Source organism: Alteromonas sp. Mac1 (assembly GCF_001562125.1).
GTDB lineage: Bacteria > Pseudomonadota > Gammaproteobacteria > Enterobacterales > Alteromonadaceae > Alteromonas > Alteromonas stellipolaris.
On the sequence record NZ_CP013932.1, the window covers coordinates 2782932 to 2800935 of the forward strand.

Annotated in this window: 13 protein-coding genes; 7 read left to right on the forward strand and 6 right to left on the reverse strand. The window is 43.1% G+C overall.

The features are described from left to right. Window positions 1–26 precede the first annotated feature (26 nt). From AV939_RS11885 to AV939_RS11900, 4 genes are all read right to left on the reverse strand, one after another. Entirely contained in the window at window positions 27–986 is a 960-nt protein-coding gene (locus AV939_RS11885; protein ID WP_231701205.1) for a WYL domain-containing protein, read from the reverse strand. A gap of 209 nt (window positions 987–1195) precedes the next feature. Next, window positions 1196–1783 carry a hypothetical protein gene (locus AV939_RS11890; protein WP_057791129.1) on the reverse strand — a complete coding sequence of 196 codons (588 nt, stop codon included), beginning with the start codon at window positions 1781–1783 and terminating at the stop codon, window positions 1196–1198. Between the two features lie 14 nt (window positions 1784–1797). Beyond that, the gene (locus AV939_RS11895) at window positions 1798–5835 is read right to left on the reverse strand and encodes an ExeM/NucH family extracellular endonuclease (protein ID WP_057791127.1); all 4038 of its coding nucleotides are present in this window, start codon (window positions 5833–5835) and stop codon (window positions 1798–1800) included. Window positions 5836–6181: 346 nt separating this feature from the next. Further along, the gene (locus AV939_RS11900) at window positions 6182–8752 is read right to left on the reverse strand and encodes a M1 family metallopeptidase (RefSeq protein ID WP_061997722.1); all 2571 of its coding nucleotides are present in this window, start codon (window positions 8750–8752) and stop codon (window positions 6182–6184) included. 419 nt (window positions 8753–9171) lie between these two features. Here AV939_RS11900 and AV939_RS11905 point away from each other — a divergent pair, with 419 nt between their 5' ends. Both AV939_RS11905 and AV939_RS11910 read left to right on the forward strand, forming a co-directional pair. Beyond that, the gene (locus AV939_RS11905; RefSeq protein WP_057791123.1) at window positions 9172–10017 is read left to right on the forward strand and encodes an enoyl-CoA hydratase/isomerase family protein; all 846 of its coding nucleotides are present in this window, start codon (window positions 9172–9174) and stop codon (window positions 10015–10017) included. Between the two features lie 46 nt (window positions 10018–10063). Then, window positions 10064–10306, forward strand: a complete 243-nt coding sequence (locus AV939_RS11910) for a YdcH family protein (RefSeq protein ID WP_057791121.1) — start codon at window positions 10064–10066, stop codon at window positions 10304–10306. 75 nt (window positions 10307–10381) lie between these two features. On the opposite strand, the gene AV939_RS11915 is transcribed toward AV939_RS11910, so the two are convergent. Continuing rightward, window positions 10382–10633 carry a hypothetical protein gene (locus tag AV939_RS11915; RefSeq protein ID WP_057791118.1) on the reverse strand — a complete coding sequence of 84 codons (252 nt, stop codon included), beginning with the start codon at window positions 10631–10633 and terminating at the stop codon, window positions 10382–10384. A 538-nt stretch (window positions 10634–11171) separates the two neighbouring features. Between AV939_RS11915 and AV939_RS11920 the strand changes: the two genes are divergently transcribed. Further along, a complete protein-coding gene (locus AV939_RS11920; RefSeq protein WP_061997723.1) occupies window positions 11172–11582 on the forward strand; it encodes a hypothetical protein in 411 nt (136 codons plus the stop codon). A gap of 82 nt (window positions 11583–11664) precedes the next feature. On the opposite strand, the gene AV939_RS11925 is transcribed toward AV939_RS11920, so the two are convergent. Next, on the reverse strand, window positions 11665–12717 hold the full coding sequence (locus tag AV939_RS11925) for a LacI family DNA-binding transcriptional regulator (RefSeq protein WP_057791114.1): 1053 nt from the start codon (window positions 12715–12717) through the stop codon (window positions 11665–11667). 138 nt (window positions 12718–12855) lie between these two features. Here AV939_RS11925 and manD point away from each other — a divergent pair, with 138 nt between their 5' ends. The 4 genes from manD to AV939_RS11945 all read left to right on the forward strand — a co-directional run bounded on the left by manD (window position 12856) and on the right by AV939_RS11945 (window position 17948). Beyond that, window positions 12856–14073, forward strand: coding sequence for a D-mannonate dehydratase ManD (manD, locus tag AV939_RS11930; protein WP_061997724.1), 1218 nt, complete (start codon window positions 12856–12858; stop codon window positions 14071–14073). Between the two features lie 43 nt (window positions 14074–14116). Further along, on the forward strand, window positions 14117–15253 hold the full coding sequence (locus AV939_RS11935; RefSeq protein ID WP_061997725.1) for a Gfo/Idh/MocA family protein: 1137 nt from the start codon (window positions 14117–14119) through the stop codon (window positions 15251–15253). Between the two features lie 14 nt (window positions 15254–15267). Beyond that, window positions 15268–17058, forward strand: coding sequence for a sodium:solute symporter family transporter (locus AV939_RS11940; RefSeq protein ID WP_061997726.1), 1791 nt, complete (start codon window positions 15268–15270; stop codon window positions 17056–17058). Between the two features lie 110 nt (window positions 17059–17168). Next, complete coding sequence (locus tag AV939_RS11945; protein WP_312038618.1) at window positions 17169–17948, forward strand: hypothetical protein; 780 nt, start codon at window positions 17169–17171, stop codon at window positions 17946–17948. Window positions 17949–18004 lie beyond the last annotated feature (56 nt).

The following is an 18004-nucleotide window of genomic DNA, read 5'->3' on the forward strand; positions in this document are numbered from 1 at the left end:
TAGGCTGCCCTCTAAAATAAGCCTAGTTACTCGTAGCGTTTTTCTTCGCTAATATACCCTGGTGCAATAGCAAGATTATCGGTATTTTCCAGCGTTTCTTGATTTCGCAACCACAGTTGGTATTCACCCGTTCGCAGACTGGCATGTTTAGTACAATCTACATTCCACCGGCGCAGTAAATACCCAGCCATAGCGGCGCGAACTTCAAGCTGAAGTACCCCCTCTTCCATACCATAATCAAGCTCAATGGCAGTAGGATGGTTTATATTTTTCGGGTGCGGCACTACTTCTAAGGCTATTTTTCGCTGCCATGCCTCATCGGCCAGGCTCTGTTCGCTCAACGCAGGGTCGGCCTTTAGGGTAACTTTACTAATACGGGTTAGCACGAAATCCCTGAAGCTTCCGGTTTTTCTATCAAACGCACGCACGTGCCAACGCTGGCCATTATCTACAATGCTATGGGGCACCAATTCTCGCGCGCCCGAACCACTTGAAAGCGATGTATAAATAACACTCACCGCTTTGTTATTAACGATGGCTTGTACTAATTTTGCCACCACATAAATGTCAGGCACATTTAACGACGATGCACTTTCTACTGGAAAATGAATATCACCTATAGCATCGAAACCGTCTGATATATCGTTCGCCAACTTCACCAAGGTTCTACGAGGATCGTGCTCGAACAAAGGTACAAAAGTATCGGTTTGAAAGTAACGCTTATCTCTTGCGTCATAGGTAAGATTATTTGGCGCTAGCACTTTATACAAACTGAAATCGCGAGAGCCCGCAGACAAGCCAACTTCAAAGCGGCCAATAAGATCTTGGCGATAAATCGCCCCTTTAAACAACAAACAAAAATCGATATAAGCCAACCGCTGGCGCTGAGCAAAGCTGACAGTATCAAGACTTGCGTTTTCTGAAGGAGAAGCATCGTTAAGGCCGAATTTTCGCCCTTCATTACCTAGCATTTGGGTGGCAGACATAACATTTCCATATAACTGTATTTTTAACCAGTGTGGTTTATTTCAAGCTAGTTGTAAATAGAAATTTTATCGTATGCGCTGCTGGTAGCCTGAACGAGAAGCTTGAGATGATTTCGCGAGTTTAAAATATAAAAAACCCAGCAGATGCTGGGTTTTTATTAAAACGCTTTGTAAAAAGCCTTTTTCACTTTATCGCAAGGATATCTCGATTAGCGACGAGCCTTAACGCGCGATACCATCATACCGAAGCAAGCAAGTAGTGCTAAAACACCTGTGCTTGGCGCTGGTACTGAGGTCGCTTCAACAGAAAACTCTGTTGAAGCAGTTGATACCGGCGTTCCTACAAATGAACCAAACTCACTCACACTAGCTGTAAGCCCGAAAAGCGCATCTGAAACGCTGCTTAAAGCGGTAAATTCAAGCGAGAAAAGTTCGAAAGACGTTAGTCCTGCTTGAAGGGTAAAAACACTAGGGGTAAAGGCAGCCGATTGTATAGAGTATACGCCGAAGCCTACAGGCAAAAGAGCGCTTAAAGCCCCTGCCCCTAATTTATCACCAAACATAATTGAACCATCATTGTATGAAAGGCTTGTAGCATCTGCCATCAATGACATGACAAAACCACCAATAAATGGTTGTGCCAGATTACTACCTTGTAATTCGACGATATCAATCCAAACATTGGCGGTTATGGTATCACCCACGTTATACGATGCTTGATCAGTGCTGATGTTAATAATCGCTGCTTGAGCACTAAAACCAACTAGCGCAAATAAACCGATAATAAATTTTTTCATTTTTTAATTCCTACTTATTCTACTGCACAACCAGCGCGGGTACACATGGCCATCAAGGCATTAAGGTCAAAGAAGTTAACCATGCCATCGTTGTTAAAATCATTCGCCAAATCGCTCGCACCACCTGATAAGAACAAGCCATAGAACGCCATAATGTCGTTGTAATCTACGTCGTTGTCGCCATCAAAATCACCAGGTTGAACTGCATCTGGGAAGTTAAGTACTACCAAAACTGGGTCGTGGTCTGAAGAGCGGTATGCATCAGCGCCGTAATAATCAGTGATTTGCGCGTCAGTTTTGTACTCTTCGTTGTAATCAAATACACGAGGCTCATCAGAGTTAATGTGCCATACCGTCGCATCAACTACATATTGAGTTAAGCTAGGGCTTGATAGTGCGTGATCTAGGTAACCTAGCTCACCATCAAAGGTATATGAGTATGCCGAGTCGCCACCAAAAGAGTTAACTAGGTTGGTATATCCTGCACTTTCAAGGGCCAAAATAGGCTCTTCTGCTGCATACGCGTTTAAGTCACCCATAATTAATAAGCGGTCAGATAAGGTATCGCTATTGTTTTCTACAATGGCAACCAAACCGTTTGCAGCATCGGTACGCAATGCGTTCCAACAGCCTTGACCATCACCTGAATCGGCGTTATCACCGGTAGCGCTAGAGCAGCTTCCTTTCGATTTAAAGTGGTTTACGGCAAGAGTGAATGCTTCACCGTTGGCGTTCACTGTAAATGATTGAAGAAGCGGCTGGCGGTTACCGAAGTCAAACGGTGATTCAGAAGACGTTACTGCATTACCAAATGGCGTTACTACCGCAGGCTTATAAATCATGCCTACGGCAATTTCGTCAGTACCTAATGCTTCACTAATTGACACATAGCTATAAACATCGCCGCCCATTTCAGCATTCACCGCAGCGGTTAGCGTTGCAATGGCAGAATCTTCACCGTGCCCGTCATTTTCAACTTCTACAAGTCCAACAACATCTGCATCCATTGCTGCTAATGCTGCTACAATTTTCGCTTCTTGGCGTACCAATTCGAACTCATTGGTGGCACCACGAGATGTTGGGAAGTCTGGTCCGTTGAAATAGTTAAGTACGTTAAAGCTTGCCACTTTTACATCGCCGGTTAAACCGATTAATGGGTAAGCTGTTCGTGCATTAGTGCGCACTAACTCTAGGTCGGTTACAGGCAATAATTGGTACTCGCCAAATGAGTAATGCATTACACCTGTTAGGTTTTCAACTGTATCGCCTAGGCGAAGTGGATTGGAGTGAGTTAACCCACCTACAGGGAATGGAATACCATCTAAGTTTTGGCTGTTAGATGCATCATCAACTAACAGTGTATTGAGGGCATTTTGTTCCGCTAACGCTATAGCTTCAGCTGTGCCCGCAGGATATTGGTTGGTAGGGATCATTACGCGTTCAGAACCCACGTTAAACTGACCATAACGACCAAGGTTGTACACATCATTCACTAACAAAGACTGTGTAAAGGTAATTTGCATCCCTTCATAGGCTTCAAGGTTAGTATCAGCATTAAATGGCATGCTAAGTTCGGTGTATAACACACTGCCGCCCGCACTTAGCACTTCGACGTCACCCGATAATACAAACTCAGTCAAGTCGTTATACTCAACCACATCACCTTGTATGCGCACTACATCACCTACCGCAGGGTAAGTTTCAAGCGAGGTTGCATACACAAACACACCTTCAGATGTTACATCGTTACCATCAGAATCAGCCGCTTCTTCCTGAACGAAGAAACCAGATAAGTCTTCAGCTACTTTGGTCACAACCGCTTCAATAATCACAGTTGTGTCAGCTAATGGTGAAGCATCACCTTCGCCCTGTAGTTCACTGATAAGAACCAATTCAACCGTTGGGTCTACTGGGTCTACTGGGTCTGTAGGGTCAGTTGGGTCGGTTGGGTCGGTTGGATCTGTAGGGTCTGTAGGATCTACAACACTGCCGTTGTGAGCACCAAAATAGTCATAGGTATTTTGGCTGTAGCTATCCCACTCACTGTCTGCATCGAAAGCTGCGTTACGTGTCGCATTACCTTCCGTAATTGAAGCTTTACGTACTAGGGTTACATCTTTACCCCAGTTAGTTTTTACCCCAAACGTACCCACAGCATCAATGGTTACATCGCCGTAACTCAGCTCAATGTAATCATCACCATTAAAGTTCATCACAAAGCTACTTATTGTTGAGCCAGCGGTCAGCGCGTCATCAGCACTAGCATGACTGAAGGTAGCTACTGCACCAGAGGCTAACATACCGGTGAGCTCTAATACCTTTTCATCATCTACACTGGTATCGCCGTTTGAAAGCAGTTTAAGCTTATAATTGCTTAAATCTACGGTCTCAGTAGAACCGTTGTAAATCTCAATAGCTTTATTGAAGCTGCTGCCTTCAATATATTCTGAAATAAATACTGCATGACCTGAGCCTGTACTTCCGTCGGTTGTATCACCGTCTGAGCCGCCTGTATCACCACCGTCTGAACCATCTGTGTCACCGCCATCTGAATCGCCAGCATCTGAGCCATCACAACTTTCATTGAAGATTAGTGAAGCAAGCTCAGGCTTATCAATAAACGGGTTACGGTTACCTTGGAATTCGAAAACCTTACTGTTTCGTTCTTCCTCGAATTCATCTACTGGATCGCTTTCATGCCACTGCAACAATACGCAAAGTTTACCGTGTGCGGCTTCATCTGTGCTGGTTAAACGGTCAACCAACACCAAATCATCTTCCGACTCGCTGGTATCGCTGCCATCGTAACGTACGTCCATATAGAACATAGCACGCGCTACATCACCCTTCACTGAATCACGAGGTTCAAAAGAGTCACTATCAATGCTGTTTTCTGGCGCTTCAGATAGTGCACCATCACTGAAATCAAAGTCTAAATTACCGCGAGAACCATTCACCGAAATATCGGTTGGTCGAAGATGATGAATATCGGTATAAGCAGCAAGACTATTACTAGAGAAACCATGGCTGTTAGCCCAAACGTGTTCTCTATTCCAGTTATCTTGGTTGCTACTTTGCGTACCGCTACCGTTACTAAATTTAGCTAACGATGTCCCCATGTAAAACAATACAACATTATCTGGGTTGGCAGGGTCTTGGTCAGTATCGGTAAGGGCTGTCCACGCTTCTGAATAAGAAAGCTGATGGTGGTCTAGCGAGATAATATTCTGTGCCAGCGCTTTGAGTGTTTCAGCGCTTTCATTGTTCGTTATTGCGGTATCAAGCTGTGCATAATAATCAGCTTCAACGTATTCGCTGGGTAATTTAACCGCCGTTAAGTCAGGGCAGTTGAAGCAAGTTTCAGTTAAAGTACGAAGTGTGTCCTCAGATACTTCACCATCATCGCCGCCTTCATCGCCACCACCGTCTTCGCCAGTTGAGCCTGATAAAACAACACTGTTTACCAGGTGAGATTCTGTCCCAGCATTGTTCTTCATTGCTAGTTTTATTTGAACCGTGCTTGCATCAGGAATAGCAGAATTAACGGTTACACTAGTGTAATCATCTATAAGGGTGTGAATATCTGATCCCAGCGCATTGGTGACTAAGACAAACTCTCCGCCATCAATTGAGTACATAACATCGACATAATCTAAGTCTTCTTGCGTACCACTTTCTGATACTTCGACATCAAGCTGCAAATCCGTTAAGCCGTTTACAACAATAACCTCAGACAACCATACGGTATCGCCATCTACGTCGCGAGCACTTAGCTGGCCATTATCGACTTTAAACCAATCTGATGTTGCAGATAAATCAGCATCTGAAACATCAATACTCCAGCGTGATACGCCATCCATATCGATAGTAACACTGTCGCCCCCAACGGCTCCCTTACCGTCTAATGCGGCTGCGTCGAAGTTCTCTTCCCAAATTACATCTGATAAAGCGTTAAAAGAAAGTGGCAGAGTTAACACACTACCTAATATTAATTTTACGCACAAAGCTGACTTACTCAACTTCGCTCGCCCTTGTTTACCCAGTTCCGCCATGTTGTTATCGTCCACTTTTTTTAGGAATGTATAAAATTATATACTTGCGTATACACAGCAAGAACTTGTGCAAAATAATATCATTTTTTTATTTAGCAATGAAAATCATAAACTTACGCTGTTTAAATAAGTTTATTTTTTGTTTAACTCAAGTGTACTTTGGTACAGGTAAAACTAAGTGTGCAAATTTTGTGTAAAAAAAGGGGTTGTCACAAAAATGACGCTTAATCCGCTTCTTTATGACATTTTGAAGTATAAAATAAAAAAGAGGCTGCCGGATGGCAGCCTCTTGCGTCGAATTACAGTAATACTGTTGATTTGTAAAGATATTACTTAAATCTTATATTTACTCGCCGTATTTGGCTAAGAATTTATTAAAGTCTTCTTGGTATGTCGCTTTTAAACGCAAACACTGTTTCGATTCATCCAACATAATGTCGAAACTACGGGCCATGCCTTCATGCTTATCTTTGATTGGCTCGTAAAATGCTTTTGCCATGTCTAAGTTTTCAGCACTACAGGTAGTAGACACAAATTCAGGCATACGCGATACATGGTAATCTGGCATCTTCGCAATCAACGCATCTAGATTTGAGTTTAACCATTTATACAATACGGTTTTAAGCTCTAAGTTGCGCGAGACTCTTACCAACATATAAAGTGTATTCGCCGGAGTAATGTCGTCGGTTAATGCTAAATCTAGCATTTTGTTTACCGTGGCTTCATCGGTGTAGCGCATTGAATAAAGCAAGGTGCGTTTAACATTAGGAAGTTGTGCTTTTTTAAATGCAGCTACCAATGTTTCGTATAGCTCTTCTTCACTATGCTTCGTGGTTACTCCTATTGCGGTACCGGCAATGCCTGCTGGAACGGCACTGCTATCTTTAATGTACTGCTTAGCAATCGATTCACTTTGCTTAATCAAGGTTTCGTTGTTTGCTCTATTTCCAAGCAGGCTGTAAAGCTGGTTACGTAGGCTAATAACGCTTTCCGATTCATCGCTAGTTTGCTGAAGCGTAAGTTCGTTTAGCAAAGGCAAGTACTCTTGATTCAACAATGCAGCATAATTTGCTTTATTGTCGTCGTTAACTAAGTAATCAAACTCAGCCAAAACACCTACCGCAGCACGTTTAACAACAGGGTCGTTATCTTTCGCCAAGGCATTTAATACTGGCATTATGCTATCAATGTTAACTTTACCCGCGTTAAGCAATGCTTGCACATTATAAAGCACGTTTTTCTTTTCGCGGTTGTTAAGTACATCCAAATCGCCAAGCAAGTTATCAAGTTGCTTACTTGTAATTGCCCAGCGGAAATAGCCTGTGGCGTTATCGTTAGGGAAAACCCAGTCAGCTTCAGCAAGTTGAGGCAATTGAGTTTTGGCTTTATCAATAAACACCACTTCCTGCTTTATTGCACCGTTTACTTTATAAGTAAGTTTAAGCGGCACGGCCCAAGTTTGTGCATCTACGGTTGCGCCCGCGTAATGGAAACGTTCCTGCGTAATAGTACCTTTATCGTCTATAGAGATAAGTGGGTAAGCAGGTTGTTCTAAGTAAGCTTTCATCATGGCGCTTAGATTAATGTCTGATACACCATCAAGCGCAGCCCACAAATCATCAGCAACCGTATTGCCCCACGCATGGGTGTTCATATAGTTACGCACACCTTCACGAAACTTTTCAGTACCAATTAACGACTCTATCATTTGCAAAATAGACTCGCCTTTTGAGTAGTTCAGCCCTAAGCCATCCATAACATCGGGTTGAATACGCACTACTTTTTTAACCGGTTTAACCGTAGGGCTAGCGTCGGCACCAAACGCAGACTCTTGCACAATACGATCGGCAAAATTAAGCTCTGGATAGAGTTCCATCATGGTGTAGCTTGCCGCCCACGAGGCAAATGCTTCGTTTAACCATAAATCATCCCACCATGCCATGGTCACTAAGTTACCAAACCATTGGTGTGCCAGTTCATGTGCAATAACGTTAAGCGGTCCTTTGCGTTCGGTCAAACCCGGCTCGTCTGCTAGCAATAACAAACTGTCGCGGTAAGTAATTAGCCCTACGTTTTCCATCGCACCATGAGTGAAGTTAGGTACAGCGACAAAATCGAGCTTTTTGTACGGGTATTTAATATCGAAAAAGTCTTCTAGCGTGGCTAAAATTTCAGGGGTGTGCTTCACCACAAACTTAGTTTTGTCTGCATAGCCTTTAGGTACATAGATTTTACCTGGTACCGACAAACCTTTTAGTTCAACACTATCAAACGGCCCTACGGTATAAGCAATTAAGTAGGTTGGCATAGGTTTGGTTTTTTCAAACTTAACGGTTTGCATGCCTTCGCTTACATCATGACTTTCAACCGGCGTATTCGAGACCACCACTTGTTTTTCGGGCGCCGTAATGGTCATTTGGTAAGGTATTTTAAATGCAGGTTCGTCGAAACTAGGAAATGCTTTACGTGCATGCATATCTTCAAACTGCGTAAAGATGTAATTTGTTTCTTCAAAACGAGACAAATACATGCCATCAGAAGACGTATTCACCTTGCCTTCGAAGTCGATGACTAGGGTGTATTTGCCCGGCGCAATGTCAGCATCAGCCATGCCCCAATTAATATTGTAATCACCTTGTTCAACATTAAGTGCTATTACGCGCTCATTTTGACGAAGTTCGGCATGAGTAACGGTAAGGTCTTGCTGATAAAAGCCCACTTTTTTCGTGGCTGAATTAACCATAATGTTAATGCGGGTAGAACCAGAGTAGTTTGGTGCATCAGGATCTAGGGTTAAATGAATGTCTTGAAAGGTTGGCGTAATGGAAGATGGTAAACGGTATTCCACATCTTTTGCTAACACTTGAGTCGTTAGCAGCGCCAAAACACAACTAAACAACGTTATGATTCGTCTCATATCTTATAATTCCATGTAGAGAGGGGGCCTCTTAAAGAGAGTATTCCCTTTGAAAGAGAGTATTACCCGTAAAAAGGAGCATTGCCCTAAGTATAATCGCGAAGGAGCATAATCAGCTTTAGCGCGTCACGCAACGTAGGCAGTCGCAAATGATATTTGAAATTGTTACGAAAAATGTCCAGCGCAACAGATAGTTCGTTCAACTTATTAAATTCCTCTTACACTTTATATCCCCCGTTTTCTTATGTCTGAATCACAACTTGTCCCCTATTTGAGCAGTTACCTTCAACAAAAAACATAAACTGTATTCACGGTTTTACCGATTATTAAGCCACTCAATCGCTGCTAGTCTTTCATTGGCAAGTTAAACACAACTAAAAAATGAATTAACAAACGAATGCGACCAGAGGAATATGAACATGGCTTATAACGGCTACACCACTTTTACCGCAAAGCAAGACGGTGCAATACTCACCATAACTTTCGATTTCGGCCCTGTTAATGTACAAGGTCAAGAGATGTTAGAAGACTTAATGGGTCTTGCCATGCGCCTTGAGCGCGACCGCACCGTTAAGGTGGTGGTATTTCAATCAGCTAACCCTGAAATTTGGGTATGTCACTATGACACCAACCTGCTAAAAGACATGTCTACCGAAGCGGTAGCACGTGGCGATGTAAAATTGCTCGACCTTCAAGTGGTATTAGAACGTATTAGCAAACTACCTCAAGCCACGATCGCTAAACTTGAAGGCTTTGCCCGAGGTGGCGGTCATGAATTTGCACTGGCCTGCGATATGCGATTCGCCGCGCGCGGTAAATACAAGTTTATGCAAATGGAAGTCGGCATGGGCATATTGCCTTGCGGCGGTGGCGCGTCTCGTATGGCTCGTCAAACCGGTCTAGGCCGTGCCCTTGAAATCATTCTAAGTGCTCGCGATTTCAGCGCCGACGAAGCCGAAGCTTACGGCACCATCAATAAAGCGCTGGAGCCTGACGAAATTGGTCCTTATGTCGATGCCCTTGCTAAACGCATTGCCCTGTTTCCTGCAGAATCGATTAATGCCTGTAAACAAGCGGTATACGAATCTATCGACAAGCCCATAGATGAAGCGTTACGTGCAGAAGCTTACTGGTTATATCAAGCCACCAGTAAAACCCCCGCAGTTAAACGTTTTAACGAAGCAGACATTAAAGGCATGGAATACGACATGGAAAATCAACGCAATTGGAATGATCTAGTCGTCGCCGTACAAGATATTAAATAACACTATCCAATTAAATTGACGCATCGAAAAATTTTAGGAGCACATTATGTTAGGTGAAGTTCACTCATTGCAATCTGACTTTCCAGAATACAAAGATACCATTGAGAAACTGGTAGAAAGTGACAGTACGTTTGCCAGCGAAAACAAACAGTACAACGCTTTAGATGAAGAAATTCGCAAACTTGAGCTAAAGGGCGCCCCAACCACCGACGAAACATTGCATCAAATGAAGCATGATCGTGCCGTGTTAAAAGATACGCTGTACGAAAAATTACAGGCCGCGATATAATTTTCTACCGTTAAAGGAGTTAATATCACCTCCTTTAGATAGTGGTGAAGCGTTAACCTCTCGAACGCTTCATCACTACTTCATATGTACTTTCCCACCAATAATTTTAAACGCAGGCGCGCCTCTTATTGTGGCTTCCCGAGCAAAGGGTTGCTCGCACCCAGGGCATATACAGGGTGTAGTGGTATAATCTTCAACAATACGCTCTTTAAAGCACTTAACCAGTGCGCCTTTGCCGCCTTTTCGGTATTTGAAAATGGGCGTTTTGCATTTCGCACACGTTATTTGTACCGTTCGAACTGGCCCTTTCTTGTTCGGTTTTGCCATATCCCCACTTTATTAATCAATTTGCTTACCACAAAGATGAATCTAAACATTTGTAGATGTAACAAGAAACCTTTCTACATCCGTTAATCTTAGATAATACACCAACATACCAATCACGTTTGTTCAGTCTTAGCCTGCCATAAATGGAAGTTCGCGAAAACTTCACCTATTATGATAATAAGTAACCTACGCTTATACTTGTCTTCAGTCATTTATATGAAGTATTCAGTTTAGCGATAGTTAACATGGACTTGCCGTACTTTTAGCTTGATTCTTTACTTATTTTGTCGATTAAGGAAGAGGCACACTAACGTTCAGTACAGAAGGTTTAAGATTTTTCGTAAACTTTCACTGATAATACCTAGAACTTATACTATTCTGAGTTCGAAGAATGAATTCATATTATCGCACCTAGCAGGATACATGCTGGATTCGACGGCACAGATGCAGCGGCACTATCGACTAACGCCTTACGATAGAGCAAATGCCTCCTGCAATAGCAGTATCTTTAGATTTAGTATTTTAAGGAATAATGAAAATGAAAGCGAAAGCGGTCCTATTACTTAGTTTAATGTTTGCACTTCCTGTAAGTGCAGCAAACGTAATTATCGTTAGTGCAAAAAATGGGTCGGGTATCGATGCCGAAGCAGTCAAAAGAATCTACCTTGGTAAAATGAAAGCATTTCCTGACGGTAGCAAAGCACTTCCTTTAACATTTGAACAAGGTAATGATATTCGTAGTGCCTTTAACACGGGCGTTTTAGGTAAATCTGAGAGCCAATATTCTGCGTTTTGGTCTAAATTAGTTTTTACTGGCCAAGGAACACCGCCAGAAGAGGTATCTACACAAGAAGAAATGCTGCAACTTGTTGCTGATAATCCCAATACTATTGGCTTTGTGGATGAAAGTTTAGCGAACGACTCTGTCACGGTAGTCGGTAGCTTCTAACCAAAAAACTAACGCAACAAGAGCGCTTTTAATGATGACATTGAAAGCGCTTTTTTATTCCCAAATAAGTAAAACGTCCTTCCTACGCTTCACTTATTCCGCTAGCATTTATCGCCAACCCTTTGTTCTTTGGGCTAGCGCAAGAGTCTCTTTGCGTTACGGAACAGGAAATCATTATTTTTTGCGAGTGCCTGTCTTTATCATCTATCAAATCAAGAAGAAGTTGGGCAGCTTCTTTTCCAATAATGTAGGGTTCTTGTTTTACTACCGTAACAGGGACTTTAAAAAACTCTGTCATGGGAATATCATCAAAACCTAACAAAGAAACATCGTCAGGAACACTCACTCCCTCTTGGTTTAAATGCGCTAAAAGCTCAGTCGTGATGGCAAGATGCTGAGTAAAAAACGCGGTAGGCGCAGCATCTGATTGAAGAATTGCCTTTGGCGAGTTTTCAAACCCTGTTTCTCGTTGCCAATACTGCACTAACTCTTCGTTAAATTGAATACCATGCTTTTTAAGCGCATCGGTATAACCTAAATAGCGCTCATTCCTCGATTTAACGTTCTGGAATTCCTGCGTCACAAAGCAAATTCGCTCATGCCCCAATTTGATTAAATAGTCTGTGGCATCAAAAGCGGCTTTGCGGTAATCAGATAAAACAAGGTTCTTCTCGCTGCCGTCATGCTCTAATTGCACGTGGACTATCGGCAGCCCCTTATGAATATACTCTTCAATAAGGCCATTGTTTTTACCCGATGACGCTATGATTATCCCGTCTACTTGCAACTGAAATAATGCCTCTAGCGACTTAGCTTCAACCTCGGGATCAAAGTCAGTGTTGTAAATAAGCGCGTTGTAATTTGCTTTTTTACAGAAGTCGTCCACACCGCGAATGGTCCGGCTGGTATCAAAACCGGTAATATCCCGAACGATAACCCCTATTGTCTTGGTTTTAGTGGTTTTTAAACCTTGAGCAAAGCGGTTAGGCGTGTAGTTTAATTCTTTAATAGCAGCCCGAACCCGAAGCTCGGTTTCTTTCGACATATAGTCGAACCGCCCATTAATGTACTGAGATACCGTACTGTTCGACACTTTGGCTAGGCGCGCCACATCCGCCAATTTCACTTTTTGCATAGCTTTTTCGAAGAGCCTGAGGTTCATTAAACCATTGTTAACAACTTGTTGACATTATGCATTTGTATGCTAGGTTTAGTCAACTAAAACGTTTTACTAAAACGTTTTATGTTTTCATCCTAAGCAGAGGGAAGACTGGTGAAGATTGAAGAAATTAAAGTATTTGTGTGCAGTCCGGGACGTAATTTCGTTACCGTGAAAGTCATTACAGATAGCGGAATTTACGGTATTGGCGATGCTACGTTAAATGGTAGAGAAATGGCGGTGGTCACATGCCTTGAAGAACATATTACACCTTGCCTGATTGGCCGCGACGCCCACGACATTGAAGACATTTGGCAATACCTTTACAAAGGGGTGTATTGGCGTAAAGGCCCCATAAATATGGCCGCCATTGCGGCCATTGATATGGCGTTGTGGGACATAAAAGGTAAAGCTGCCAATATGCCTGTTTATCAATTGCTGGGCGGAAAAAGCCGTACGGCAGTCACTTTGTATGCACATGCGAGTGGCGACACTATTGAAGACACCATTGATAAAGCGCAAGCCCATATTGATGCTGGGTTTAAAGCCGTGCGTTTGCAAACTGCCATCCCCGGATTAGGGGTTACTTATGGTGTACTTGGCGATAAAAAAGACTACTTTGAATTACAAGGCAACCGCCCTCTCCCCCCTGAAGAACCTTGGTCTACTCTAAAATACTTTAATATGGTGGAAGACCTTTTCAAGCTAGCCCGCGATCGCTTAGGCAACGACGTTCATTTACTTCATGATGTGCATAGCCGCCTAACCCCTATTGAATCTGCCCGATTGGGCAAATTATTAGAACCTTACAACCTGTTATTTCTTGAAGATGCTTCCGTAGCTGAAAATCAAGAGAACTATAAGGTGATCAGGCATCACACCACTACCCCATTAGCCATTGGCGAAACCTTCAACACCATTTGGGAATGCAAAAACCTCATTCAAGAGCAACTCATAGATTATATCCGTGCAGCAGCTACTCATGCGGGCGGTATAACCGGCCTTCGCCGCATTGCCGATTTTGCCAATATTTATAATGTAAAAACCGCGCCTCATGGAGCACCTGACTTATCTCCAGTTTGCTTTGCTGCACATATGCATTTAAATATTTGGGCACCAAACTTTGGTATTCAGGAGTTCGTTGGTTTTGGTAATGAACAACTTAACGAAATCTTCCCCCATCGCTATGAAGTTAAAGACGGTACGGTTGCCGTTTTAGACGCACCCGGCTTAGGCGTAGATTTCGATGAATCAGCATCGCAAAAATACCCTTACAAACGCTCTTACTTACCGGTAAGCCGATTAGAAGACGGCACCCTGTGGAACTGGTGAAGCTATTTTGCGCTGTAACAACAAATTCGATAAAGGAAAGAACATGAGTAACCCTATCAAGGTATTAATTCAAGGCACTGGATTTGCAGGCCAAGGGCATGCAGAAGCCTTTAGATATGCTGGTGCAGACGTTGTTGGCATAGTGGGCAGAACTCCAAGCGTTGTGGAAAGTGTAGCCAAAGAACTTTCAATCCCCTATTTCAGTACCGACTGGCAACAAGCGCTTAAAGACTGCAAGCCAGACATCGTCTCTATTGCCACACCCGGCGGCGCCCACGAAACGCCCATAATTCAAGCTATTGAATTTGGCTGTCATGTATTTAGTGACAAACCACTTTCTACCGCTGGTAATTCTGCTAAGAAACTGTATGAATTGGCCAAAGAAAAAGGGGTGAAAACCGCTTTTGCTTCAAGCTTTCGCTACATGCCTCATGTTATTCACGCCAAACGTTTAGTGGAAAAAGGGATGATTGGTGAGCCACTAGAAGTAGAGTGCATTTCACACTTTAACTTAGAGCGTGACATTCCTTTTGGCTGGTCTCACCGCAAAGAGGACGGTGGCGGGCGCTTAAACAACAACTTTACCCATAAGCTTTCAATTGTCACCTCAATTGTGGGTGAAGAAATCTTATCTATGATGGGGGAAGTACGAGATGATTTGGGTAAAGCCCCTATTGTTGAAGGCGTACACAATTTCAAAAAGCGACGCGACTTTATACCAAGTGATATCAACGACCCAACCCTCAAATGGGGTGAATCGAATGTAGAATGGTCATATACCGTACTTGCACAGCTAAAAAGTGAACTTGCAGCAAAGCCTGTCTCAGTATTGTTTAAACATGGCGGTTTACAACCCCGTTTTACCGACGACCATATCGTTGTTTATGGCAGCAAGAGTGCCATCTTTATAAAAGGTCATTATGCCAGCGGTCCCCTTTATTACTATGACGAAAACAACCAGTGGACAGAATTGCCGTTACCGCAAGACATCATAGACAACACTCCCGAAGGCGAAGGTGACACCGAACGTAATTGGCGCTATTTAATTCGCGAATTAGTGAACGATGTGAAAGGTGAAACGGTTTCACCATATCAAACCTTTAAAGAAGGTGCGCAATACCAGCAACTCATCGATCTTATTCGTCGAAATGACAATTGGGTAGACGTTAGCCAACTGTAATAAAAGGTTGTCCCATGATATATGAATATCTCGTTATTGCAGGGTACTTTTTACTGATCCTCGGTATTGGTTTTGCATTTAAATCGATGGCGAAAAATTCCACCAGCGACTACTTTCGTGGTGGCGGTCGAATGCTATGGTGGATGGTTGGCTCAACCGCTTTTATGGCACAATTTTCTGCATGGACATTCACAGGCGCAGCGGGGAAAGCCTTTAGCGACGGCTTTGCCATAAGCCTAGTATTCTTCGCCAATACTTTTGCGTATTTTTGTGGCTGGCTTTACTTTTCAGCCCGCTTTAGACAAATGCGTGTCGACACTCCCACTGAAGGCATTAAGCGCCGTTTCGGAAGCCAGAACGAGCAATTTTTCTCTTGGGCACTGATTATCTTTAGCATGATAAACGCTGGCGTGTGGTTAAACGCCCTTGGTGTTTTCTCTAGTGCCGTATTTAATGCCGACATCAGTTTAACCATTATTGCTACCGGTCTTACCGTGCTGTTTGTGTCGGTATTGTCTGGCGCTTGGGGCGTGGTAGCGTCTGATTTTGTACAAACCCTTATTGTGGCAATCATCTCGATAGCCTGCGCTATTGTAGCGCTGGTAAAAGTAGGTGGACCCGTTGCCTTGGTAACCGATTTCCCTGTCGATTTTGTTATGGGGCCAGACATGAACTACGGCCTACTACTTGTTGGCACTTTTGTTTTCTTTTTGGCAAAGCAACTTATCACTATTATGAATCTAAACGACTCGTTTCGGTTTTTAAACGCAAAGGACACCGTAAACGCACGTAAAGCCGCATTGCTTGCCATGATATTGATGGGCGTTGGCAGTATTATTTGGTTTATTCCCCCTTGGGCATCGGCCATTTTGTATCCTGATGCCGCAACCGCCTACCCCGAGTTAGGCAATAAAGCAGGTGATGCGGTATATCTTGTGTTTACGCGTAATGCCATGCCCCTTGGCACTGTTGGGCTGTTGCTGGCGGGGTTATTCGCGGCTTCTATGTCGTCAATGGATTCAGCGCTTAATAAAAACGCGGGTATTTTTGTACGAAGCTTATACCAACCTTTATTACTGAAAAAACAGAAACAAGTGTCAGATAAACATCTGTTGAATGTTAGCCGTTTAGTCAGTTTTATTAGCGGTATTATGGTTATCGCCGTTGCACTGTTCTTCAAGTCATTAAAAGAGCTAAGTTTGTTTGAGTTAATGATGAACGTGTCTACCATGATTCAAGTTCCGCTACTCATTCCCTTAATATTTGGCCTGTTTATTAAAAAAACGCCCCAGTGGGCACCTTGGTTAACCGTCGCTATAGGCCTAACGGTGTCCTGGTTAATGATGAATGTATTCACTCCTGAGTTTTTTGCCAACTGGATTGGACTAGAACAAGCACTTACCCGCCGTGAATCAATCGATCTTAATCTCATGCTAATTATCATTGCCCACTTGGTTATTACCGCTGGCTTTTTCTGTGCAACTTCCTTTTTTTATAACCCCGAAAAAGACGCGCATAAAGCAGAAACCGAGCGATTCTTTGATGATGTAGAAACCCCAGTGATTGCAGATTTTGAGCAAGACGATTACGACCGCCAGCAACGTAATAAACTCGGAGTTATGGTTATTATCATGAGCGTAGGCATGCTAGTTATGATGCTTATCCCAAATCCTTTGTGGGGACGGCTTATGTTTTTAGGCTGTGCAGTCATTATGCTAATTATAGGCTTACTACTTAAACACAGTGCTAGAAAAGAGACTACTACGGCCACCTCATCATTGAGTAAAAAACCATGCTTAGAATAAAGCTATTTAACGCGTTTATAAGCAAGTTTTTTGCTTGTGTATCAAATCTACAAATACTGGCGCACTGGTTAGGTATGGGTTTACTTTCACTTATGCTTTTCGGTTGCTCAATGAGTAATGAGAATTACAGAGTACGCTTAACTGAGGGTATAGATGAGTCGGCTGGGCCTGTACCTGCTTATATAATTTCAACCCCGTCGGCCACTTACTATCTAGAAAAACACGGTGGTGGGTTATCTAGCATGCTTGATAAAGACGGGGTAGATTGGATTGGTTTTAACAACATTAAGGGTTCAGGCCACAAAGGTGAATACCGCGGCTTCCCAAATGCCATCCATAAACAAGACGGCAGTTATTTTCATGCTATGAATGCAGGCACTGACACTGCCAGAGGTGAAGTGCTTATCGAGCTTGAGAACCATGTACGTATAGCATTTACCTCAGAAAACGGAAAATGGGTAGGCCAATGGGATTTTTACCCTACCCATTGTAATTTCACAATGACAACGGTAAGCCCTGGCTATCATTATTGGGTGCAATATGAAGGGGTGCCTGGCGGTAGCATGGATGACACCGACTTTTGGTATAATTCTGCTACTGACATACGCCACCCTATCAATGATTCATTCAACGGCGATTTACCTAGCCCTGAATGGTATGCCTTTGGCGATGAATCATCTCCCCGAATGATTTTCTTGCTAAATCATGACGATGATACTCACCCCGACAACTACGTAAGCCGTCCTTACATGACTGTGCTCGGTTTTGGCCGCCATGAGAAAAACAAGTTTTTGAATACACCTAAAACATTTTCCATAGGCTTTGTGGAATCGGTAGAGTATGAAAAGGTGTCAAAAGAAGTGGCTACTGTATTGAAGCAAATATATTGAACTAGCCCAGTGGCAGAGTAAAAAATTGGCAGAGTAGCGAATTGATAGCGTAGCAG